General features: G+C 60.0%; 22 protein-coding genes. 16 read left to right on the forward strand and 6 right to left on the reverse strand.

The genetic code is table 11. The features are described from left to right. Positions 1 to 6: 6 nt before the first annotated feature. Positions 7 to 420 (reverse strand): DUF1924 domain-containing protein, encoded by a 414-nt coding sequence (locus JYJ39_RS10405; RefSeq protein WP_205204156.1) that lies wholly within the window; start codon positions 418 to 420, stop codon positions 7 to 9. Between the two features lie 224 nt (positions 421 to 644). Continuing rightward, positions 645 to 2,960 (reverse strand): Tex family protein, encoded by a 2,316-nt coding sequence (locus JYJ39_RS10410; RefSeq protein WP_205204158.1) that lies wholly within the window; start codon positions 2,958 to 2,960, stop codon positions 645 to 647. A gap of 119 nt (positions 2,961 to 3,079) precedes the next feature. Between JYJ39_RS10410 and fliW the strand changes: the two genes are divergently transcribed. The 4 genes from fliW (at position 3,080) to JYJ39_RS10430 (ending at position 5,906) form a co-directional block, all read left to right on the forward strand. Continuing rightward, positions 3,080 to 3,517: a flagellar assembly protein FliW gene (fliW, locus tag JYJ39_RS10415; RefSeq protein ID WP_205204160.1), complete on the forward strand. Its 438-nt coding sequence runs from the start codon at positions 3,080 to 3,082 to the stop codon at positions 3,515 to 3,517. A 109-nt stretch (positions 3,518 to 3,626) separates the two neighbouring features. Next, positions 3,627 to 4,769, forward strand: a complete 1,143-nt coding sequence (dinB, locus tag JYJ39_RS10420) for a DNA polymerase IV (protein ID WP_205204163.1) — start codon at positions 3,627 to 3,629, stop codon at positions 4,767 to 4,769. Positions 4,770 to 4,819: 50 nt separating this feature from the next. Then, positions 4,820 to 5,698: an EamA family transporter gene (locus JYJ39_RS10425; RefSeq protein WP_205204164.1), complete on the forward strand. Its 879-nt coding sequence runs from the start codon at positions 4,820 to 4,822 to the stop codon at positions 5,696 to 5,698. Then, on the forward strand, positions 5,691 to 5,906 hold the full coding sequence (locus JYJ39_RS10430) for a DUF3079 domain-containing protein (protein ID WP_205204165.1): 216 nt from the start codon (positions 5,691 to 5,693) through the stop codon (positions 5,904 to 5,906). The genes JYJ39_RS10425 and JYJ39_RS10430 overlap by 8 nt, the downstream gene beginning before the upstream one ends. Before the next feature lie 45 nt (positions 5,907 to 5,951). Here the strand turns inward: JYJ39_RS10430 and JYJ39_RS10435 are convergent, their stop codons facing one another. Next, positions 5,952 to 7,109 carry an NnrS family protein gene (locus JYJ39_RS10435; RefSeq protein ID WP_205204166.1) on the reverse strand — a complete coding sequence of 386 codons (1,158 nt, stop codon included), beginning with the start codon at positions 7,107 to 7,109 and terminating at the stop codon, positions 5,952 to 5,954. A gap of 176 nt (positions 7,110 to 7,285) precedes the next feature. On the opposite strand from JYJ39_RS10435, the gene JYJ39_RS10440 reads away from it, so the two are divergent. The 4 genes from JYJ39_RS10440 to JYJ39_RS10455 all read left to right on the forward strand — a co-directional run bounded on the left by JYJ39_RS10440 (position 7,286) and on the right by JYJ39_RS10455 (position 10,742). After that, positions 7,286 to 8,536 (forward strand): nitronate monooxygenase, encoded by a 1,251-nt coding sequence (locus tag JYJ39_RS10440; RefSeq protein WP_205204167.1) that lies wholly within the window; start codon positions 7,286 to 7,288, stop codon positions 8,534 to 8,536. A gap of 18 nt (positions 8,537 to 8,554) precedes the next feature. Next, positions 8,555 to 9,751, forward strand: coding sequence for a porin (locus JYJ39_RS10445; RefSeq protein WP_205204168.1), 1,197 nt, complete (start codon positions 8,555 to 8,557; stop codon positions 9,749 to 9,751). A 76-nt stretch (positions 9,752 to 9,827) separates the two neighbouring features. Further along, the gene (locus JYJ39_RS10450; protein WP_205204169.1) at positions 9,828 to 10,181 is read left to right on the forward strand and encodes a hypothetical protein; all 354 of its coding nucleotides are present in this window, start codon (positions 9,828 to 9,830) and stop codon (positions 10,179 to 10,181) included. Positions 10,182 to 10,301: 120 nt separating this feature from the next. Beyond that, positions 10,302 to 10,742 carry a CBS domain-containing protein gene (locus JYJ39_RS10455; protein WP_205204170.1) on the forward strand — a complete coding sequence of 147 codons (441 nt, stop codon included), beginning with the start codon at positions 10,302 to 10,304 and terminating at the stop codon, positions 10,740 to 10,742. Here the strand turns inward: JYJ39_RS10455 and JYJ39_RS10460 are convergent. From JYJ39_RS10460 to JYJ39_RS10470, 3 genes are all read right to left on the reverse strand, one after another. Beyond that, positions 10,736 to 11,470, reverse strand: coding sequence for a tRNA pseudouridine(65) synthase TruC (locus tag JYJ39_RS10460; RefSeq protein ID WP_205204172.1), 735 nt, complete (start codon positions 11,468 to 11,470; stop codon positions 10,736 to 10,738). The genes JYJ39_RS10455 and JYJ39_RS10460 overlap by 7 nt on opposite strands. Further along, positions 11,463 to 12,446 carry an HpcH/HpaI aldolase/citrate lyase family protein gene (locus JYJ39_RS10465; protein WP_205204174.1) on the reverse strand — a complete coding sequence of 328 codons (984 nt, stop codon included), beginning with the start codon at positions 12,444 to 12,446 and terminating at the stop codon, positions 11,463 to 11,465. The genes JYJ39_RS10460 and JYJ39_RS10465 overlap by 8 nt, the downstream gene beginning before the upstream one ends. Before the next feature lie 85 nt (positions 12,447 to 12,531). Continuing rightward, positions 12,532 to 13,527 (reverse strand): malate dehydrogenase, encoded by a 996-nt coding sequence (locus tag JYJ39_RS10470; RefSeq protein WP_205204176.1) that lies wholly within the window; start codon positions 13,525 to 13,527, stop codon positions 12,532 to 12,534. Positions 13,528 to 13,737: 210 nt separating this feature from the next. Here JYJ39_RS10470 and JYJ39_RS10475 point away from each other — a divergent pair, with 210 nt between their 5' ends. From JYJ39_RS10475 to JYJ39_RS10510, 8 genes are all read left to right on the forward strand, one after another. Beyond that, positions 13,738 to 14,493, forward strand: coding sequence for a GntR family transcriptional regulator (locus tag JYJ39_RS10475; protein WP_205204276.1), 756 nt, complete (start codon positions 13,738 to 13,740; stop codon positions 14,491 to 14,493). Positions 14,494 to 14,627: 134 nt separating this feature from the next. Continuing rightward, on the forward strand, positions 14,628 to 15,008 hold the full coding sequence (gene sdhC / locus JYJ39_RS10480) for a succinate dehydrogenase, cytochrome b556 subunit (RefSeq protein ID WP_205204178.1): 381 nt from the start codon (positions 14,628 to 14,630) through the stop codon (positions 15,006 to 15,008). Continuing rightward, positions 15,005 to 15,355, forward strand: a complete 351-nt coding sequence (sdhD, locus tag JYJ39_RS10485) for a succinate dehydrogenase, hydrophobic membrane anchor protein (RefSeq protein ID WP_205204180.1) — start codon at positions 15,005 to 15,007, stop codon at positions 15,353 to 15,355. Before sdhC ends, sdhD begins: the two co-directional genes overlap by 4 nt. A 2-nt stretch (positions 15,356 to 15,357) precedes the next feature. Further along, positions 15,358 to 17,142 (forward strand): succinate dehydrogenase flavoprotein subunit, encoded by a 1,785-nt coding sequence (sdhA, locus tag JYJ39_RS10490; protein ID WP_205204182.1) that lies wholly within the window; start codon positions 15,358 to 15,360, stop codon positions 17,140 to 17,142. Positions 17,143 to 17,154: 12 nt separating this feature from the next. Next, entirely contained in the window at positions 17,155 to 17,865 is a 711-nt protein-coding gene (locus tag JYJ39_RS10495; RefSeq protein ID WP_205204183.1) for a succinate dehydrogenase iron-sulfur subunit, read from the forward strand. After that, complete coding sequence (locus JYJ39_RS10500) at positions 17,865 to 18,131, forward strand: succinate dehydrogenase assembly factor 2 (RefSeq protein ID WP_205204184.1); 267 nt, start codon at positions 17,865 to 17,867, stop codon at positions 18,129 to 18,131. Before JYJ39_RS10495 ends, JYJ39_RS10500 begins: the two co-directional genes overlap by 1 nt. A gap of 74 nt (positions 18,132 to 18,205) precedes the next feature. Further along, complete coding sequence (gltA, locus tag JYJ39_RS10505; RefSeq protein WP_205204185.1) at positions 18,206 to 19,504, forward strand: citrate synthase; 1,299 nt, start codon at positions 18,206 to 18,208, stop codon at positions 19,502 to 19,504. Between the two features lie 93 nt (positions 19,505 to 19,597). Further along, positions 19,598 to 22,441, forward strand: coding sequence for a 2-oxoglutarate dehydrogenase E1 component (locus JYJ39_RS10510; protein ID WP_205204186.1), 2,844 nt, complete (start codon positions 19,598 to 19,600; stop codon positions 22,439 to 22,441). Position 22,442: the final 1 nt, after the last annotated feature.

The raw sequence follows: 22,442 nt of genomic DNA on the forward strand, positions 1-22,442 counted from the left end.
GTAAGTTCAGCGGCTGCTGACGAAAGTCAGCCAGTCGCCCTTTTCGAGCGGGCTGCAGGCCCGGCCGAGTACTTCGTTGCAGTTGCGCTTGAACCATTTTTCTACTTTGGCTGGATCGGCATAGCGGCCAGGCGACGCCGACAGGGCGACCGGTTCGATGCGCTTGCCGGTCAGGGTGTTGCCGCTACTGCGCGGATCGGAGCCGTGGCAGGTGGTGCAGGCAGGGGTGTCCGGTTTGCCCAGGGCAAAGCGGGTGGTATGGAGTTTTTCGCCGCGGGCAGCGGAGAAACCGGCAAATGCCGGATTGGCGATCTTGGCGGCAGCGGCATAGGTGGTGAGTTGCTCTTCCAGGGGGCCGGCACTGGCGACCAGGGAGTGGCACAAGGCTGCGAGGCAGCACAGGGCAAGGCGAAGTTTCATGGCTGACATCCTGCAAATGAGTGACGCAGCGAACTATGCCGTTTTGCCCCTGAACATAACCTGAAAGTCATGTTCAGCGAATATTCAGGTTTTCCCTGCGGGCATGAAAAAGGCGGGGCTCATGCATGAGTCCCGCCAGAAAACGCAAGGATTACGACAGATGAGTGACGGTTGCTTGTTGTTTGTATCTGTCAGTACGGAGGGGGGGAGCCGTTGCTTGCGCCTTATTTGCGTAATTTTGCAAATGCCGCGGCCATGGCGTTGCCGGCCGGGGGCGGGCTGTTATGGCGTGCCTGCTGGCGTGACAGCGGGGCACCGCGAGCGGTATCGCGATCGCGCGGGCCACTCTTGCCCGGTTCGTCACTCATGCGCATGCTGAGGGCGATGCGCTGCCGCGCCAGATCGACTTCCAGTACCTTGACCTTGACCACTTGTCCGGCCTTGACCACGCTGTGCGGATCCTTGACGAAGGTATTGGACAGGGCGGAAACGTGTACCAGGCCATCCTGGTGTACGCCGATGTCGACGAAGGCGCCGAAAGCGGCGACGTTGGTGACCACGCCCTCGAGAATCATGTCGGGTTGCAGATCTTTGACCTCGGTGACGCCGTCGGCGAAGGTGGCGGTCTTGAATTCAGGGCGCGGGTCGCGGCCGGGTTTTTCCAGTTCGCGCAGGATGTCCTGCACGGTGGGCAGGCCGAAACGTTCGTCGGTGTATTTGGCCGGGTTCAGCCCTTTGAGTGCGCGTGTGTCGCCCAGCAGGTCGGTGAGTGGGCGGCCCAGGTCGACGATGATTTTTTCCACCAGCGGGTAGGCCTCCGGGTGGACCGAAGAGCGGTCGAGCGGATTGTCGCCGTGCGCGATGCGCAGGAAACCGGCGGCCTGTTCGAAGGTTTTTTCGCCCAGGCGCGGCACTTTTTTCAGGTCGCTACGGGTGCGGAAGGCGCCATGTGCGTCGCGGTGGCTGACGATGTTGGCCGCCAGCCCGGCGTTGAGGCCGGAGATGCGGGTCAGCAGGGGCACCGAAGCGGTGTTGACGTCGACGCCGACAGCATTCACACAGTCCTCGACGACGGCGTCCAGTGAGCGGGCGAGCTTGGTCTGCGAGACATCGTGCTGGTATTGGCCGACGCCGATGGATTTGGGGTCGATCTTGACCAGTTCGGCCAACGGGTCCTGCAGGCGGCGGGCGATCGATACTGCGCCACGCAGGCTGACGTCGAGCTCCGGGAATTCGCGGGCGGCCAGCTCGGAGGCGGAATAGACCGAGGCGCCCGCTTCCGAGACGACAATTTTTTGCAGTCGGGCTTCCGGATACTTCTTCATGACGTCCTGCACCAGCTTGTCGGTTTCCCGGCTGGCCGTGCCGTTGCCGATGGCGATCAGGGTCACCCCGTGCTGACTGGCCAGGCGGGCAATGGTGGCGATCGAGCCGGCCCAGTCGTTGCGCGGTTCGTGCGGGTAGATGGTGTCGGTGGCCAGCAGTTTGCCGGTGGCGTCGACCACGGCGATCTTGCAGCCGGTGCGGATGCCGGGATCGATGCCCATGGTCACATGCTGGCCGGCGGGCGCGGCTAGCAGCAGATCTTTCAGGTTTCTGCCAAAGATCTGGATGGCCTCTTCTTCGGCGCGTTCGCGCAGGGCGCTGACCAGTTCCAGTTCGAGGTGAGTGTAAATCTTCACCTTCCAGGTCCAGCGCACGGTATCGGCCAGCCATTTGTCCGCCGGACGGTTTTTCTGGCTGATGCCGAAGCGGGCCGCGATGCGTTGTTCGCAGGGGTTGCTGGCCGGCTTGCTGTCATCGGCCGCCAGTTCGGAATCGAGCACCAGGGCGAGATTGAGGATGCCTTCATTGCGCCCGCGCAGAAGGGCCAGGGCGCGGTGCGAGGGAATGTGGGCGATGGCTTCGGCGAAATCGAACCAGTCGCGGAATTTGGCCCCCTCATTTTCCTTGCCTTCGATCACGCTTGATTTCAGATGGCCGTGTTCGAGCAGGTAAGTGCGCAAGGTTTGCAGCAGTTCCGCATCCTCGGCGAATTTTTCCATGAGGATCTGGCGGGCACCGTCGAGGACGGCCTTGGTGTCGGCGAAACCGGCATCGGCATTGAGGTAGCTTTCCGCTTCTGCTTCCGGTGTCAGTTCGGGGTTGTCCAGCAGCGCCAGCGCCAGCGGCTCGATGCCTGCTTCGCGGGCAATCTGCGCCTTGGTGCGCCGTTTTTGTTTGTAGGGCAGGTAGAGGTCTTCCAGACGCTGCTTGGTTTCGGCGTTTTCGACTTCCTGGCGCAGTTCCGGCGTCAGTTTGCCCTGTTCCTCGATGCTGGTGAGCACCGCCGTGCGCCGCTCTTCCAGTTCACGCAGATAGCCCAGACGCTCGGCCAGGGTACGCAGCTGCGTGTCATCGAGCTCGCCGGTGGCTTCCTTGCGGTAGCGGGCAATGAACGGCACGCTGGCGCCTTCGTCGAGAAGATTGACGGCGGCCTGGACTTGCGCCGGACGCACGTTGAGTTCGAGGGCAATGCGATGTTCGATGGGTGCGAGCATGGTCGAGGGAGCAAAAGAAAAGGGCGCAATGATGCGCAAGGCGAATGAAAATTACAACCCAAGGTGGAGTGGTGTAGGATGTGGGCGAAATGCCCATATTCTTGAAGAGGAGGAAGCAGATGCAAGTACAAACCTATCTTTTTGGTACTGTCGAAGTGCCCGCCGAGCGGGTGATCACCTTTCCGCAAGGCCTGATCGGTTTTGAAGGCCAGACCCGTTTCATTCTGGCTTCTGAAGAGCAGGCCGGTGAACCGGTCAGCTTTACCCTGCAGTCCCTGGATGATACGAACTTGGCGTTCCAGATCATTGCCCCGACAGCACTTGGTTTCGGCTATGAGCTGGAACTGAGCGACGCAGAAGAAGCGTTGCTGAAGAAGCCGGCGGCCGAAGACGTGGCCGTGATGATCGTGCTCTACAAGCAGGCCGAAGGCGGCACTATTGCCCCCAGCCTGCGTGCGCCGCTGATCATCAACCTCAAGGAGCGCATTGGCCTGCAAAAGGTGCTGAACAAGGTCACCACCAACGTCACCCTGTCCAATCTGGTGGCCAAGGTCTGAGTTTGTCGTGCCGGCTGGTCCGGCAGAAATGGAAATGCCCCGCCTCGTTCTGCGGGGCGTTTTGTTTTTGCCGCTGCTGGCGTTGATGTGTTGCTGATCCTTGTTGCCCATGGTTTTTCTCCGCCGTATCGCGCACCTCGACATGGATGCTTTTTTTGCTTCCGTCGAGTTGTTGCACTACCCGATGCTGCGTGGCCAGGCGGTGGTGGTCGGGGGGCGTTCCGTCATGCGGCCGCAGCAGCTGGCCGATGGCAGCTGGCAGTTTGCCTGCCTGCGTGACTATGTCGGACGCGGGGTGGTGACGACGGCGACGTATGAAGCGCGTGAATTTGGCGTGCATTCCGGCATGGGTTTGATGAAGGCGGCCCAGAAAGCACCGGATGCCGTTCTGCTGCCGGCCAATTTCGAGGCATACCGCGACTTTTCGCGCCGCTTCAAGGCAGCGGTGGCGGGGATTGCGCCCGTGATCGAGGATCGCGGTATCGATGAAATCTACATCGATCTGACGGATTTCACTGAAGACAGCGTCAGCCTGGCCCGGCGCATCAAGGCGGCCGTGCGCGCGGCGACCGGGTTGAGTTGTTCGATCGGGATCACACCGAACAAGCTGCTGGCCAAGATTGCTTCCGATCTCGACAAGCCGGACGGCATCTGTGTGCTGACAGTGGAAGACGTGCCAACGCGCATCTGGCCTTTGCCGGTCCGCCGCATCAATGGCATTGGCCCGAAAGCGGGGGCGCGCCTGCAGGCGATGGGAGTGAACACGGTGGGTGAACTGGCGGCGGTGGCGGAAAGCGTGCTGGTCGCTGAATTTGGCGGCAGCATGGGGCGCTGGCTGTACCGGGCAGCGCGTGGCATCGACGAACGACCACTGGAAACCGTGCGGGCAAGCAAGTCGGTCAGTCGTGAGACGACGTTCGAGCGGGATCTCGATGTGCTGCGCGACCGGGTGGTGCTGACGGGAATTCTCGATGATTTGTGTGTGCGTCTGGAAGACGACTTGCGCAAGAAAGACTTGCTGGCGCGCACCATCGGGATCAAGCTGCGCTTTGCCGATTTCACCAGTGTCACGCGCGATATCACCTTGCAGGCGGCGGTCGGCAGCGCCCGGGAAATCCGGCAGGCAGCGCGCCAATGCCTGAAACGCATCATCTTCGAACAACGCATGCGCCTGCTCGGCGTGCGCGCCTCCGGCCTGCAGGCGCGGGTGCCGGTCATGACACAGGGCGATCAGGGGGAACTGCCGCTGTGATCGCGCTGCCATAGCCGGCATCCTGCGTGTCACTTCCGCTCCGAAACACCATGCCTTATCTGCTCATCGTCAATCTCATCTGGTCGTTTTCCTTCAGTCTCATCGGGGTGTACCTGGCGGGGCGGGTGGATAGCGATTTTGCGGTGCTGGTGCGGGTGCTGGTGGCGGCGCTGATTTTTCTGCCGTTCGTACGCTGGCGCGGTTTGCCGCGGCGGTTGCTGGCCGGTTTCTGGCTGGCAGGTGCCTTGCAGTTCGGTATTACCTACCTGTGCCTGTACCGCAGCTTCAGTGTGCTGTCGGTGCCGGAAGTGCTGCTGTTTACGGTGCTGACGCCGATCTACGTCACCTTGCTCGAGGATGCCCTGGTTGGTCGCCTGCATCGGCCCGCCCTGCTGGCCGCCGCCGTGGCCGTACTGGGTGGGGTGCTGATCCGCTATCAGCCGCTGGCAGGAGATTACCTCTGGGGATTCCTGCTGTTGCAAATCGCCAATGCGACCTTCGCTGCCGGCCAGGTGCTGTGTCGTCGCCTGTTGCTGTGGCACCCGCAGGCGGTGCCGTTGCCGCATTTGTTCGGACATTTCTTTTTCGGGGCGCTGTGCATCGTCATTCCGTCCTGGTTTTTCTTTGGCGATCCGGCGTTGCTGCCACAGACGGCGACGCAATGGGCAGTATTGTTGTGGATGGGCGGGTTCGCCACGGCCCTGGGCATGTTCTGGTGGGTCAAAGGCAGCGTCCAGGTCAGCGCAGGTACGTTGGCGGTGATGAACGAGTTGCACGTGCCGCTCGGGCTGCTGGTCAATGTGTTGATCTGGAACCGCGATGCCGACCTGCGACGGATGCTGGTGGGTGGCCTGGTCATCGTTTTTTCATTGTGGTTGTGCCGTTTTGCCGGACGGCAGGCCCGCCCCGCAGGAGATGGACATGGCTAAGACATTTCCGTTGCATCCCAAGCATCCCGAGCGCATCTGCTGGGGCTGCGATCAGTACTGCGCCAGCGCCGACATGAAGTGTGGCAACGGCTCCGGTCGTACGCAGCACCCGGCGGAGCTACTGGGGGAGGACTGGTATACCTTCGGCGACTGGGGTATCGAGGTCGAGGCAGAGCGTGCTGAGGACAAACAGAGCGGGGAGGCGTAATTTCCCTCCCCATGTCGTTCGATTCGCCGGGTGTTTTGCGTTGTCTCAGTGCTCCCGCCCGTCGATGCGGGGGCGCAGCAGGTAAGGCGTGTAACGCCAGCCCAGCAGCACGAAAGCCAGCAGCCAGCAGGTGGCTGCGGCGTGCACGGTGGCGAGGTATTTTTCCGGGGCAAGTTGCGGAACCAGTACGCGGATCAGCAGGGCGGCCAGCATGAGGTAGAGGACGCTCTTGTCCAGCGGGCCAAACACCACCTTGCGTCCGGTATGACCGTTGGCGATGCGGACGATCATGGCTGGAATGATGCAGCCCATGGCGCCGAAGGTGAACAGGTGGGTCGCGACCGTGCCGACCGTGCCGAGATGGGTGAAGGCCATGGCCGCCACCAGCAGCAATTGGCCGACGATGGCGAGGTAGCCGACGTACATGATGCCGATGTCGATGCGCCGAGCAGCCAGCAGCGGCTTCCAGAAAGCAAAGCGAATCAGCAACAGCACGGCCAGGAGCAGCGAGAGCAGGGCGCTGACTGGCGGCGGCAGGAGAAATCCGCCGACCAGCAGCAGACCGAGCAGCTTGATGGCCATGTCCAGCGCTGGCTGGCGCAGAATCTGCACCTGAAAAACGCCTTTCATGAATTGTGTCAGGGTGCGTTCGAACATGACCAGGAAAGCCAGGCGGAACAGCGCCAGCGCCATGTCGCTACCGGCTTTGAAATCGCCGAAGAGCATCATCTGCTTGGCCAGGATGAAGGCGGGCAGGAGGATGAAGAAAACTGGGTTGTCGGCGTAGCTGTCCTGTTTGCGGTGGCGGATCAGTGTCCAGAGCAGCATGAGGATGATGCTGCCCAGGAAGAGGTTGCTGGATAGCAGGAACAGCGAGGGCGGCCAGTGAGCGCCCAGGGCCATGCCCAGGCGTTCGAACAGCCAGGCGCCAACCAGGAAGATCAGCCCGGCGCCGTGGTGGCCACGGACATTGACCCAGTTCTTGGTCGAAGTCAGCAGGAAGCCGCCCAGAATGGCCCAGCCGAAACCAAAAAACATTTCGTGCGCGTGCCACTGCAGGGGGCTGACCGGGCTCGCCGGGAGCCCTCCGTGGCCGGAGAAAAACATCGCCCAGGCGAGCGGCAGCAGGGCGCCGGACAGACAGCCAAGGAGAAAAAACGGGCGAAAACCTACCAGCCAGAGGGGGTGATGAATGAGGGACATGGGCAGATCGTTGGGGAAAGTGTGTTTCAGGTCGAAAAACCGTGGCAACTATAACAAGTTGCCCGGGGCTGGGTTTTGATTTACCCCAGAGTACTCCACAGGAGGGGGGGCAATCGCGTAGAATCAGGGTTTTCCGGGCCGGTCGACGCCGGCCCGCAGGCTTTTTAAGGACAGCAATGAAGCGTGTGGATGATTTTCGCTTGCGACTGGGCAAACATGAGTTGGTTCCGATCATGATCGGCGGCATGGGGGTGGATATTTCCACCGCCGATCTGGCGCTGGAAGCCGCCCGTCTGGGCGGGGTTGGCCATATTTCCGATGCGATGATCAATACAGTCGCCGACCGCCGCTACGACACCAAGCACGTCAAGGAAAAGCTCGCGTTCTACAAGTACAACGTCAATAACGAGGACAAGTCGCCGGTCAAGTTCGATCTCGGTCGACTGGAAGAGGCGACCCGCTTACACGTCGAGGCGACCATGGCACGCAAGACCGGCAGTGGCCTGGTCTTCATCAATTGCATGGAAAAGCTGACCATGAACGCCCCCAAGGAAACCTTGAAGGTGCGTCTGACTGCAGCACTCGATGCCGGTATCGAGGGGATTACCCTGGCCGCCGGCCTGCACCTGGGTTCCTTTGCCCTGATCGAGGACCATCCCCGGTTCCGCGATGCCAAACTCGGCATCATCGTCTCTTCGGTACGTGCCTTACAGTTGTTCCTGAAGAAGAATCAGCGGACCAACCGTCTGCCTGATTTCATCGTTGTCGAGGGGCCGCTGGCTGGCGGCCACCTGGGTTTTGGCATGGATTGGGCGCAGTACGATCTGGCCGCCATCGTGGCCGAAGTTCTCACCTATTTGCGGGCTGAGCAGCTTGATATTCCGGTGATTCCGGCGGGTGGCATCTTTACCGGTACCGATGCGGCGCAATTCCTCGACGCGGGTGCTGGTGCCGTGCAGGTTGCGACACGCTTTACCGTTGCGGCTGAATGCGGCCTGCCGGACAAGGTCAAACAGGAGTATTTCAAGGCCACCGAGGACGACATTGAGGTCAACCAGATCTCGCCGACTGGCTATCCGATGCGCATGCTCAAGGGAAGCCCCGGGATCGGCGATGGCATCCGCCCCAATTGCGAAGCCTATGGTTATCTGCTCGATGCCAGCGGCAAGTGTTCCTACATCGCTTCCTACAACCGGGAAGTGGCTGCGCATCCTGGTGCACGCAAGGTCAAGGTGATGGACAAGACCTGCCTGTGCACGCATATGCGCAATTTTGACATCTGGACCTGTGGCCAGCTGACATGGCGCCTGAAAGACACCACCGTGCGCCAGGCCGATGGTAGTTACCACATTCCTTCGGCGGCACACATCTTTCAGGATTATCAGTTCAGTACCGAACAGCAGATCGCCCTGCCGGCACTCCTGTAACGCGCGGTGCGTGTGGGTATGAGTGGGCTGTGGCGCCTTCTGGCATGTACCCTGGCCTGTTGTCTGGCCGCCTCGGCTGGTCGTGCCGAAAGCAGTGGTACTGGCGTCAACGAAACTTTCCGGATCAGCGGCTTCGGTACCCTGGGGGCGGTGCGTACCACGTCCGATGATGTCGAGTTTGTCCGTGACTTGTCGCAAGCGCGCGGTGCCAGCACAGAATGGAGTGCAAAAACTGACAGCATGCTCGGTCTGCAGGCCGACTGGCAACCGTCGCCGAAGTGGCAGGTAACGCTGCAGGGACTGAGCCGCTACCGCTTCGACCGGACCTTCCGCCCGGAGTTTTCGTGGGCATTCATCAAATACCAGCCGGATCCGAACATCAGTTTGCGCGTTGGCCGTCTGGGTACGGAATTCTTCATGCAGGCGGATTCGCGCTGGGTCGGCTATTCCTTCCTCAGTGTGCGTCCGCCCGGGGACTACTTCTGGTATCTCCCTTTTCATGTCATTGATGGTGCCGATGCCAGTCTGAACCAGGTGCTGGGTGAGGGCGTCCTGCGCAGCAAGCTGTTCTACGGAATTTCCCGTGGCAAGGCGCCGCTGGCTGACGAGCAGTGGAATATCAGCGGTTCGCCGATGCTGGGAGGCTATCTGGAATATCAGCATGGCCCCTGGACCGGGCGCCTGGGGTACGCCAGCATTCGTTTTGCCCACGATCTGCCGTTGGCGCCGATGCTGGCTGCAGCAGGAGTGCCGCTGTCGGCACAGGATGCACGTTTGCTGCGGCTCGAGGGCCGGCGCAGCCATTATTACTCGCTGGGCCTGGTCTACGATCAGGGGCCGGTGTTGGTCAAGGCCATGCTCAACCAGATCGATCAGGGAACGCTGGCCCTGGAAGATTCGAGTGCGGCGTATCTGTTGGCCGGCTACCGCGTGGGACCTTGGACGCCTTATCTGGGGGTGTCGCGCGTCTATTCCCGGCGCGCAGGTCAAGCTCAGGGGCCGGTGGTGGCGGCAGTGCGCGCCGAATCGCATAGCAATCAAAAGACCGTGTTCCTGGGGGCGCGCTGGGATTTCTCCCGCGACCTGGCACTCAAGGCGCAGTGGGATCGTGTGCGCGGGCGACCGTCATCGGTCTTTCCCTACCGTATGGAAATACCGGGGCGTTGGGATGGCAAGGTCGATGTGTTCTCCCTGAGCCTGGATTTCGTGTTCTGAACCCATGCGCCACCTCTTCCTCTGCTTCGCTTTGTGTATGGGTTCCGGGTGGCAGTCGGCGTGGGCGGATCTGGTGGTGATCGTAAATGCCCGCAGCGGTGTGGCGGCGATGACACGCAACGAAATCGTGCATATATTCCTTGGGCGTAACCGCCTGTTTTTCAACGGTCAGGAAGCCGTGCCCGTGGATTTGCAGGGGGATCACCCGTTGCGTGCGCAGTTTTACCGTCTGCTGGTGGGCAAAGAACTGGCCGAGATTGATGCCTACTGGTCGCGCCAGCGCTTTACCGGTGGTGTCAGCCCGCCTGTGCGTTTGCATGGCAGCGAGGAGGTCCTTGATTGGGTGGCAAATCGCCCCGGGGCGATAGGTTTTGCCGAGTTGTCACGCACCGATGCGCGGGTGCGGGTGGTGCACAACCTGTCGCGCTGAAATTGGCCGCAGATTAAAAGCGGCGATCTATTGCGCAATCTCGGTTGGGTGCCCACAATGTGTTTCCTGTAGCAAAATATTCCGAATGTGCAGTCATCGGAGACTAAAAGGAGACAATTGATGGCAATCCGGATCATTCGCGAGGTAATCGCCGAACATCCCCTGGTCAGTGCACAACCTGGCATGAGTGTGCGTGAAGCCTGTCGCCTGATGGTGGATAAGCATATTGGTGCGTTGCTGGTGCTGGAAGGTAAGCGTATTGTCGGCATCTTCACCGAGCGCAACGCCCTGACCCGCATTCTGGCTGCCGGACGTGACCCGGACAGTACGACGGTGGGCGAAGTGATGGTGGCTGATCCAGTGTGCATCACGGAAGACAAACCCCTGACCCAGGCCTTGCTGCTGATGGCCGATGGGGGATTTCGCCATGTGCCCGTCCTCGATGCCAGCGGTCAGGCTGTCGGCATGGTGTCGGCCCGCGACGCGCTAGGTCACGAATTGATTGAAGTCGGACGGGGAATGACAGCGTTTTCGCGGCTGGAAAGTACGCTCGCTTATTGAGCTGGCCAGCCAAAGCGCTCCAGCAAGGTGGCGAATTCGCCACTGAGCGGAGCGCGCAGAGCGAGTTGTTCCTGGGTGACGGGGTGCTGCAGGCGCAGTGCCGAGCATGCCAGTAGCAGACGCTGGCAGCCCAGGTGTTCGGCGAAATAACGATTGTGCCGGCCTCTGCCGTAAGTGGAATCGCCAATGATGGGGTGGGCGATGTGTTTCAGGTGGCGGCGGATCTGATGCGTGCGCCCGGTGACCGGGGTCAGTTCGAGCAGGGCATAGCGGCTGTGCGGGTAGCGCTCGATGGCGACCGGTATCTCCGTGGTCGCCAGCCGGCGGAAATGGGTTAACGCCGGCTGTGCCGCCTGGCTGCTGCGTTCTCCCTGGAATTCGTAATCGTCGCGTTGACGACTCAAGGGGTGGTCGATGCTGCCGCTTTCTGCCGGGTGACCTCGCACGACCGCGAGATAGCGCTTGCTGACGCTGCCGGAAGCGAACTGTTCGCCCACTGCGGCAGCCACTTGCGGACTGAGGGCGAATAGCAGGACGCCCGACGTGCCGCGGTCGAGTCGGTGCGCCGGCCAGACCTTTTGCCCGATCTGATCGCGCAGAAGCTGCACCGCAAAGCGGGTTTCGTGGCGATCAATCTCGGAACGATGCACCAGCAGGTTGGCTGGCTTGTCGATGGCGACCAGGTCGGCATCGCGGTAGAGAATGGGCAGCGCAGCGGATTCAGGCAAAGAAAGCTTCCCGGGCTGTAGAGGGAATCTGCATGCCGGTGATGTGGGCGCGTTCGAGGAGCTCCCAGTAATAGCGGTAGGAGGCGCGGTCGTGCAGTGTGCCGGCGTGCTGGATGGGGCCCCAGTCTGTATCCCGGGCGGCGATGAGGATGGCTGTGGCCATTTCGACCTCGGAAAAATCGGGGCGCATGGCCTCGACGATGGGCACGATCTGTTTGGGATGAATGCTCCACATGCGCAGATAGCCGAATTCATGGCGCGCCCGCCGGGCATCGTTGCGAATCATCTCGATGTCCTGCAGCTCCGTGGTGACGTTATGCGATGGCACCACGCCGCAGGCCAGGGCGGCGGCAGCGATTTCGCACTTGGCGCGGGCCACCAGCGGGTGGCCGAATTGACCTGGGCTCTTCATGGCACTGCCGGGAATGGCGCCGTGGTGGCCGGAAACGAAATCCATCAGACCGAAATCGAGCGATTCGACGCTGGGCAGGGCGGCAATCTCCCATACTTCGCGCAGGGCACCGTGTGTTTCGATCAGGACATGCACCGGAATACGGCGCTCGATACCGTATTCGCTTTCCGCAGCCCGCAAGGCTTCGATCTGTGTCGCGACATCGCCGGCGCTGCACGGTTTGGGCAGGGTGATGAAGGGCAGGCGATTGCCGGCCTGGCCGACCAGAATGTCCAGATCCTGCTGCCAGTGCGGGTGCGTGACATCGTGGATGCGGGCGGCGACACGATTGAAACGGTTGTGCTCACTGTTGATCAGGCGGGCGACCATTTCAGCATGCTGCCGCTCGGCGCCAGCATGCGCACCATCTTCGCAGTCGCAGGTGATGTCGAACACCGGCCCCAGTTCCTGCTGCAGTTGCATGGCTTTCAGCATCAGTTTTTCCGAGCCGGCGTAGTGGTCGACGGCAGGCAGGATCGGAAACGGTTTTTCACCGGCGAAAAGGACGTGCTTCGGGTGGCGCATGCGGCAGACTCTCTGGAATGAAGAGGCGATTTTACGAAAAAAAAGCCGTGGTGCGAGACCACGGCTTGGACAGGAGTGAAAACGCTTACTTCAGCATGTCGGCAACAGCCGCGCGCTCGTCTTCCAGTTCCTTCAGGGTGATCGCGATCTTGCCCTTGGAGTATTCGTCGATTTCCAGGCCCTTGATCAGCGTGAAGGTACCGTTCTTGCACTCGCACGGCAGGCCGAAGACCAGGCCTTCCGGGATGCCGTAACCGTTGTCGGCCGGGGCGGGGATGCCCATCGTGACCCACTCGGTCGAACCGAGGTGCCAGTCGCGGATGTGGTCGATGGCGGCGTTGGCGGCGGAGGCAGCAGACGACAGGCCGCGGGCGTCGATGATGGCGGCGCCACGCTTGCCGACGGTCGGCAGGAAGACGTCGTTGTTCCAGGCGGCGTCATTGATGATCGCCTTGACGTTGTCGCCGTTGGAGGTGACGAAACGGTAGTCAGCGTACATCGACGGCGAGTGGTTGCCCCAGACGACCAGTTGCTTCAGCGACGAGACCGGGCGACCGGCCTTCTGGGCCAGTTGGGTCAGGGCGCGGTTGTGGTCGAGGCGGAGCATGCCATGGTAGTTGTTCGGGTTGGTACGGCCGACCTTGATCGCTGCGGCGCGGGCGATGTAGGCGTTGGTGTTGCACGGGTTGCCGACGACCAGGACCTTGACGTCTTCCTTGGCGTTCTCGGCGATGGCCTTGCCCTGGACGGTGAAGATGGCGCCGTTGGCCTGCAGCAGGTCGGCACGCTCCATGCCCGGGCCGCGCGGACGGGCGCCGACCAGCAGACAGACGTCGGCATCCTTGAAGGCGACGTTCGGATCATCGGTGGCGACCATGCCGGCGAGCAGCGGGAAGGCGCAGTCGTCGAGTTCCATCATCACGCCCTGGACGGCTTTCTGGGCCTGCGGCAGGTCGAGCAGTTGCAGAATGACCGGCTGGTCCTTGCCGAGCATTTCGCCCGAGGCAATGCGGAACAGCAGGCTATAACCGATCTGGCCGGCGGCGCCGGTAACGGCAACGCGCATGGGGGCTTTGGACATGTATCGCTCCTGGAATCTTGGGTTGAACAGCAAATTTAGTGTCTGGTGTAAGCGTGCATCGCGCAGCAGAAGTGTCTGAAGTCACCAGTGCAACAATTTTGACACACGAAGCGCGATGGTAGAAGCTCGCTTTCTGCCTGTCAATTCTATGTCTTATATAAGACAGCTTTTTATGGACGCTGGGATGATTTTGTGCTGAAATCCACGGCCATGACACAGGATATTTCTCCATCCGTTGCGCGTGCGACGGCGCCGACCTTCAGCCCCCTCTATCGCCAGATCAAGGATTTTCTGGTCGATTGCCTGGCGCGTGGTGAATGGGGGCCGGGGGCGGCGATTCCCAGCGAGGCTGAGCTGGCACAGCGGTTTAACGTGAGCCAGGGAACGGTGCGCAAGGCGATTGACGAAATGGCAGCGGAAAATTTGCTGGTGCGGCGTCAGGGCAAAGGGACCTTCGTGGCCTCGCATGACGATCCCCGTTCGCACTATCGCTTCCTGCGCCTGATACCTGACGATGGCAGCATGGTCGAGTCGCACAGCGAGCCATTTGCCTGTGCTGTTCAGGAGGCCGCGCCGGAAGTGGCGGCGGCACTGCAACTGGAAACCGGGGCGCCCGTCATCGTGATCAAGCGCTTGCTCAGTTTTGCCGGCAAGAGCGTGATCTATGACCAGATTTACCTGCCCGCCGGCCAGTTTCCGGGGCTGACCCTGGAAACCTTGCGAGCGGGTGAGCGCTCGTTCTACAGCCTCCTGGAGAATGATTTCGGCGTGCGCATGATTCACGCCGAGGAGCGTCTGCGCGCTGTCGCCGCAGATGCCGAAAGTGCCGGCTTGCTGGCGGTGGCCGAGGGATCGCCCCTGCTGCTGGTTGAGCGTACGGCGTACACCTATGGTAACCAGCCGGTCGAGTGGCGGCGCGGTCTGTATTTGACGACGGCGCATTACTATAGGAATGATCTGGGGTGATTTTCAGCCTGTGCCACAGCGTCATAAGCGCGTTTCGTGGCCCTTTGTAACGGTTTTTGTCTGTATAATTACCGCTCTTTTCAAACCACGTAGAAGCGGAAAACCGCACTTCTTACACGCGAGGGATGACGTTCATGGCAGAAATGTCCATCAAGAAGAAGCGTCCAAAAAACTTGGACCTCACCACGATCAAATTGCCGTGGAGCGGCAAGGTATCGATTCTTCACCGGATTAGCGGCGCGGGTTTGTTCCTGATGCTGCCGTTGATCATCTGGTTGTTTGGTGCCAGCTTCACCGCACCGGAAACCTTTGCTGCAGTCAGTGGCAACATTCTCGTCAAGGTGATCATTGCTGGCTTGATCTGGGCGTTTACGCACCACTTCTGCGCCGGTATCCGCTTTTTGCTGATTGACCGTCATATCTGCGTCGAAAAAGAAGCAGCCCAGCAATCAGCGCTCGTGGTTCTGGCGGTCAGCATTCCGCTGACACTTGTTCTGTGGGGGATTCTGCTGTGATCAATCGTATCGTTGTCGGCGCGCATTATGGCCTGAAAGACTGGATCATTCAGCGTGTAACTGCCGTCATCATGGCGCTCTACTCGGTCGCCCTGCCGGTTGTCCTGTTGGTGCAGCGCCCTTCTACGTTCGAAGCCTGGCGTGAGCTGTTCGCTTCCTGTGGTCTGCTCAAAATGGCGACCTTCCTGTTCTTCGTCAGTCTTTTCTACCATGCCTGGATCGGCATGCGTGATCTGTGGATGGACTATGTCAAACCGGTGGGCCTGCGCCTGACCCTGCATGCTGTGACCGTTGTGGTACTGGTGGTGTACACCGCTTGGGTTGCCACGATTCTCTGGAGGCTGTAAGCGTGAGTATTCCTGTTCTCAAATTTGATGCCGTGATCGTGGGCGCCGGTGGTGCCGGTCTGCGCTCTGCAATCCAGCTTTCAGAAGCTGGTCTGAAAACTGCTGTTCTATCCAAGGTTTTCCCGACCCGCTCGCATACCGTGGCGGCGCAAGGTGGGGTGGCTGCCTCGCTTGGCAACTCCGAGGAAGATCACTGGCACTGGCACATGTACGACACCGTCAAGGGGTCCGACTGGCTCGGTGACCAGGATGCGATCGAGTTCATGGTGCGCAAGGCCAACGAGTGCGTGGTCGAACTCGAACACTACGGCATGCCGTTTGACCGTACCGACAATGGCAAGATCTACCAGCGTCCGTTCGGTGGTCACATGTCGAACTTCGGCGAAAAGCCGGTGCGCCGCTCCTGCGCCGCTGCGGACCGGACTGGTCACGCCATGCTGCACGCGATGTACCAGCGCAACGTCAAGGCCAACACCCAGTTCTTTGTTGAATGGATGGCGCTTGACCTGATCCGCGACAGCGAAGGTCACGTTCTCGGTGTGACCGCCATGGAAATGGAAACCGGCCAGGTGGTCATCTTCCATTCTCGCGCGACCATTTTCGCAACCGGCGGTGCCGGTCGTATCTTCCACTCCTCGACCAATGCCTTCATCAATACCGGTGACGGCCTGGGCATGGCGGCGCGTGCCGGCATTCCGCTGGAAGACATGGAGTTCTGGCAGTTCCACCCGACCGGTGTGGCCGGTGCCGGTGTGCTGATCACCGAAGGCGTTCGTGGCGAAGGCGGTATCCTGCGTAATGCCAACAAGGAACGCTTCATGGAGCGTTACGCGCCAAACGCCAAGGATCTGGCGTCGCGTGACGTGGTGTCCCGCGCCATGACCACCGAAATCAACGAAGGTCGCGGTTGTGGTCTGAACAAGGACTACGTGCTGCTCGACATTACTCACCTTGATCCGAACGTGATCATGAAGCGCTTGCCGGGTATCCGCGAGATCGGTCTGCAGTTCGCCGGCGTCGATTGCATCAAGGAACCGTTGCCGGTTGTGCCGACCTGTCACTATCAGATGGGCGGTATCCCGACGCATTACTCCGGTCGTGTGGTCGTGCCGCAGGACGGCAATCCGAATACCATCGTGCCCGGCTTCTATGCGGCCGGCGAATGTGCCTGCGCTTCGGTGCACGGCGCCAACCGTCTTGGCACCAACTCGCTGCTTGATCTGCTGGTGTTCGGCAAATCCGCCGGTGACTCGGCTGTGGAAGACCTCAAGGCAGGCAAAGCTCACCGCGATCTGCCCAAGGATGCGGCCGAAAAATCGTTGTCGCGTATCGCCGCGATCGACAACCGCAAGGGTGGCGCCAATGTGCACGAAACCCGTCTCGCGATGCAGCGCACTATGCAGACCCATGCCGGTGTGTTCCGTTTTGGCGATTTGCTGAAAACCGGCGTCGAGAAGATCCTCGAAGTCGAAAAGGCGGCGCGCGAACTGGAGATCAAGGACAAGTCGCTGGCCTGGAATACGGCTCGCAGCGAAGCCCTGGAAATGGAAAACCTGATCGAGGTTGCCAAGGCAACAATGCTCTCCGCCGAGGCCCGCAAGGAATCGCGCGGCGCTCACGTGCGCGACGATGCCCCGGATACTCCGGAATTCCCGAACGGCCGTAACGACGCGGAATGGCTCAAGCACACACTGTTCAATCCAGTGGATAACAGCATCAGCTACAAGCCGGTGAACATGCAGCCGCTGACCGTCGAAACCATCGCGCTGAAGACGCGTTCGTACTAATCGGAGAAAAAAATGAGCAAACGTACGGTTCAATTCAGCATCTACCGCTACGATCCGGATAAGGACGACGCACCCTATATGCAGGATATTTCGGTCGAGCTCGAGCCGACCGACCGCAAACTGCTTGACGCGCTGGTCAAACTGAAGGCGAAGGACGATTCCCTGTCCTTCCGTCGCTCCTGTCGTGAAGGTGTCTGTGGCTCTGATGCCATGAACATCAATGGCAAGAACGGTCTGGCCTGTCTGATCAATGTCGAGGATCTCAAGCAGCCGATCGTGCTGCGCCCGCTGCCGGCACTGCCGGTCATTCGCGACCTGATCGTCGACATGACCCAGTTCTTCAAGCAATACCACTCGATCAAGCCCTATCTGATCAACAACGATCCGCCGCCGGAACGCGAGCGTCTGCAATCGCCGGAAGATCGTGAGGAGCTCGACGGTCTCTACGAATGCATCCTGTGTGCCTGCTGTTCGACGGCTTGCCCGTCGTTCTGGTGGAATCCGGACAAATTCGTCGGTCCGGCCGGCTTGCTGGCAGCTTATCGTTTCATCGCCGATACCCGTGATCAGGCCACCAACGAGCGTCTGGATAACCTGGAAGATCCCTACCGCCTGTTCCGCTGTCACACCATCATGCACTGTGTCGATGTCTGTCCGAAGGGTCTCAACCCGACCAAGGCGATCGGCAAGATCAAGGACATGATGGTCAGTCGTGCAGTCTGATGGAGCGTGCTGATTACGAACGCCTGCGCTGGCGTTGCATACGCCGTGCCCTGCTCGAGCTCGATATCACGCTGACGCGTTTTCTCGATGCCGGCTTCGCTGACCTCAGCGAAGCCGAGCAGGCGGCCTTCGTCGATCTCGTCGCGCTGGAGGATCATGAACTCTGGTATCTGGTCAGCGGCAAGGAGGAGTGCGAGGGCGACCTCGCCCATTTCGCGCCGCTGGTTGAAAAGATTCGTAAGTGTTCAGTAAGGTTGGCGGATTAACTTTCGCCTGCTAACGAGACAAATAGTTTTGGCAGTGCAGTGATAAACCAATACCTGTAAAGGGAAAGAAACCCATGACGACCGAACGCAAGGCAACTCTGAGCATCGACGGACAGTCCCCCGTCGAATTCCCGATCATGACCCCGACCCATGGCAACGATTGCATCGATATTCGTAGCCTGGGGGCCAAGACCGGTTTGTTTACTTACGATTCTGGTTTTCTCTCGACTGCCAGCTGTAAATCCACCATTACCTACATTGATGGTGACAAGGGCGAACTGCTCTACCGCGGCTATCCGATCGAGCAATTGGCTGAGAACTGTAGCTTCCTGGAAGTGGCTTACCTGCTGAAAAATGGCGAGTTGCCCAACGCCAAGGAAAAAGTCGATTTCGAGACGGTCATCAAGAAGCACTCGATGGTGCATGATCAGCTCACCCGCTTCTTCAATGGTTTCCGCCGTGACGCACACCCGATGGCCGTCATGGTGGGGGTCGTCGGTGCGCTTTCCGCCTTCTATCACGAAGCGATGGATTTCTCCGATGCCGAGCATCGCAGCATCAGCTTCAACCGTATCGTTTCCAAGTTGCCGACCATCGTCGCCATGGCGTACAAATACAACAAGGGCATGCCCTTCATGTACCCGGACAACGAACTCGATTACACCGCCAACTTCATGCGCATGATGTTCGGTAGCCCGTGCGAGAAGTACGTGCCGAATCCGGTGCTGGTCAATGCGCTTGACGTGATCTTCACGCTGCATGCCGACCACGAACAGAATGCCTCGACTTCCACCGTGCGCCTGGCCGGCTCCTCCGGTGCCAATCCGTTCGCCTGCATCTCGGCCGGTATCGCCTGCCTGTGGGGTCCGGCACACGGCGGTGCCAACGAAGCCTGCCTCAACATGCTGGAAGAAATCGGCGATGTCTCGCGCGTGGGTGAATACATCAAACGCGCCAAAGACAAGAACGATCCGTTCAAGCTGATGGGCTTCGGTCATCGTGTGTACAAGAACTTCGACCCGCGCGCCAAGTTGATGCGCAAGGTCTGCAACGATGTTCTTGGCGAACTGGGTTTGCAGAACGATCGTCTGTTCAAGCTTGCCATGGAACTGGAAAAGATCGCTCTGGAAGACGACTACTTTGTCGAGAAGAAGCTCTATCCGAATGTGGACTTCTACTCGGGTATCGTGCAAAAGGCGATCGGTGTCCCGACCGAAATGTTTACCTGCATCTTCGCACTCGCGCGTTCGGTGGGCTGGATGGCGCAGTGGGAAGAAATGATCTCCGACCCGGAATACAAGATCGGTCGCCCGCGTCAGCTCTATGTCGGTGCTGCCAAGCGCGATGTCGTACCTCTCGCCAAGCGCGGTTGATCGCATGCAATACGGGCGGCCGCAAGGCCGCCTTTTTCACATGTAGGGTCTTGTTGCTCTGCACAAAATGAAGGAACGCTGGTGGAGGCGCCTATGAATACGATGAACGATAAGTTTGATAGCTCGCTTTATTTTGGTGGCAATGCCCCATTCGTCGAAGAGGTCTACGAAAATTACCTCAACGACCCGAGCTCAGTTTCCGCCGAGTGGCGTGATTATTTTGACCGCCTGGCCCAGATGCCGGGTTTTGTCGCACGCGACGTGGCACATACGCCGGTGATTTCGGCGTTTGCAGAACTGGCGCGTGATGGCGGATTCCGCCCGACCGTCGCACCAGCTGCGGGTGCTGAAAACAAAAAGCAGTCGGCGGTGGGCCAGATGGTGACCGCTTACCGCTCACTGGGCACCCGCTGGGCCGACCTCGATCCGCTCAAGCGTTTGCCGCGTCCCAAGCTCGATGAGCTGGAGCCCTCTTTCTACGGGTTTACCGATGCCGATTTGAAGCAGGTGTTCAATGTCGGTTCGCTCAAGGGATTGCCGGAAAATTCGCAGCTGTCGGAAATTCTGGAAACCTTGCGCCAGACGTATTGCGGCACCATCGGTGTCGAGTACATGTACATGACGGATTACGATGAGAAGCGCTGGCTGCAGGACAAGCTGGAAAGTATCCGCTCGCGGCCGACCTTCAACAGCGAACAGAAAAAACGCATTCTCGAACGTCTGACCGCTGCTGAAACCCTGGAGCGCTACCTGCATACCAAGTATGTCGGGCAGAAGCGCTTCTCGCTCGAAGGTGGCGAATCACTGATCGTTGCCATGGATGAAGCCATCCGCTGTGGCGGTTCGCTTGGTGTTGATGAGGTTGTGGTTGGCATGGCCCACCGTGGCCGCCTCAACGTGCTGGTCAATACCTTGGGCAAGGCCCCGTCGATGCTGTTCGAGGAATTCGAAGGCAAGAAAAAGAGCGATCTGTCGGCGGGCGATGTCAAGTACCACATGGGCTTCTCCTCCGATGTGTCCACGCCGGGAGGCCCGTGCCATCTGACGCTGGCTTTCAACCCGTCGCACCTGGAAATCGTCAATCCGGTGGTCGAAGGTTCGGTCTATGCCCGCCAGGTACGGCGCGGTGAAGGCAGCAAGCAGAAGGTGATGCCCATCCTCATTCACGGCGATGCGGCGGTGGCTGGCCAGGGTGTCAACCAGGAAATGCTCAACTTCTCGCAGACGCGCGGTTACGGTGTGGGGGGTACGCTGCACATCGTGGTCAACAACCAGGTGGGCTTCACGACATCCGACCCGCGAGACTATCGCTCCGGTCATTACTGCACCGACATCTTCAAGATGGTCGATGCGCCGATCTTCCACGTCAATGGTGACGATCCGGAAGCGGTGGCGCTGGTGACCCAGATTGCGGTCGAATATCGCCAGACCTTCCACAAGAATGTGGTGGTCGACATCATCTGTTATCGCAAGCTCGGGCACAACGAGCAGGACGAGCCGATGGTGACGCAGCCCTTGATGTACAAGATCATCAACAAGCATCCGGGGACGCGCAAACTCTACGGCGACAAGCTGATTGCCGAAGGTATCCTGGTAGCCGAGGGCCCCGATCAGATGATCGCCGAATATCGCGCTCACCTCGACAAGGGGGAACTGCTGTACAACCCGGTGCTCGCGGGCTACAAGCACCCGATGACGATTGACTGGGCTCCGTTCCTGACCAAGCGTTATATCGAAACTTGCGACACCACCGTGCCGATGGCTGAGTTGCAGCGCCTGGCGCAGCGACTGACGACGATTCCCGAAGGCTTTACCCTGCATTCCCGGGTCAAGAAGATTGTCGAGGATCGCGCCGCCATGGGCGAGGGCAAGCTGCCGGTTGACTGGGGCATGGCTGAAAACCTGGCCTACGCCTCGTTGCTGGTTTCTGGTTACGGTGTGCGTATTTCCGGCGAGGACGTCGGTCGCGGTACCTTCTTCCACCGCCATGCTGCCTTCCACGACCAGAACCGTACCAGTTGGGATGCCGGCACCTATCATCCGCTGAAGAACTTGCAGGAGAAGCAGGCCGGCTTCCAGTGCTTCGATTCGGTGCTGTCGGAAGAGGCTGTGCTGGCTTTCGATTACGGCTACTCGTCGGCCAACCCGTACGAACTGGTGATCTGGGAAGGCCAGTTCGGTGATTTCGCCAACGGCGCCCAGGTCGTTATCGACCAGTTCATTGCTTCCGGTGAAGCCAAGTGGGGTCGTGCTTCCGGTCTGGTCATGCTGCTGCCGCACGGTTACGAAGGCCAGGGGCCGGAGCACTCCTCTGCCCGTCTGGAACGCTTCATGCAGGCCTGTGCCGAAAACAATATGGAAGTTTGTGTGCCGACTACGGCGGCTCAGGTCTTCCACATGCTGCGTCGTCAGGCGGTGCGCATGCAGCGCAAACCGCTGATCGTGATGTCGCCGAAGTCGCTGCTGCGCCACAAAGATGCCGCTTCGTCGCTGGAAGAACTGGCCAACGGCGAGTTCAAGCGTGTCATTGGCGAAGTGGATGATCTTGATCCGAAGAAGGTCAAGCGCGTGATCCTGTGCAGTGGCAAGGTCTATTACGATCTGGTCAATGCCCGTCGCGAGAAGAAGATCAACGACATCGCCATCGTGCGTCTGGAGCAGCTCTATCCGTTCCCGAAAGATTCGCTCGAGAAGGAAATGGCCAAGTATCCCAAGGCGACCGAAATCGTCTGGGCGCAGGAAGAGCCGCGTAATCAGGGCGCCTGGTACTGGATGGCTTCGCGCCATCATCTGGTGAGCCAGATCGGACCGAAGCAGAAATTGCTGCTGGTGGCGCGCCCGGCATCGTCGTCGCCGGCCGTGGGGTATCTCGCCAAGCACAACGAGCAACAAAAGGCATTGATCGAGTCCGCTCTGGGCAAGATCGACTACCAATAAC

Source organism: Azonexus hydrophilus (assembly GCF_905120355.1).
Lineage (GTDB): Bacteria > Pseudomonadota > Gammaproteobacteria > Burkholderiales > Rhodocyclaceae > Azonexus.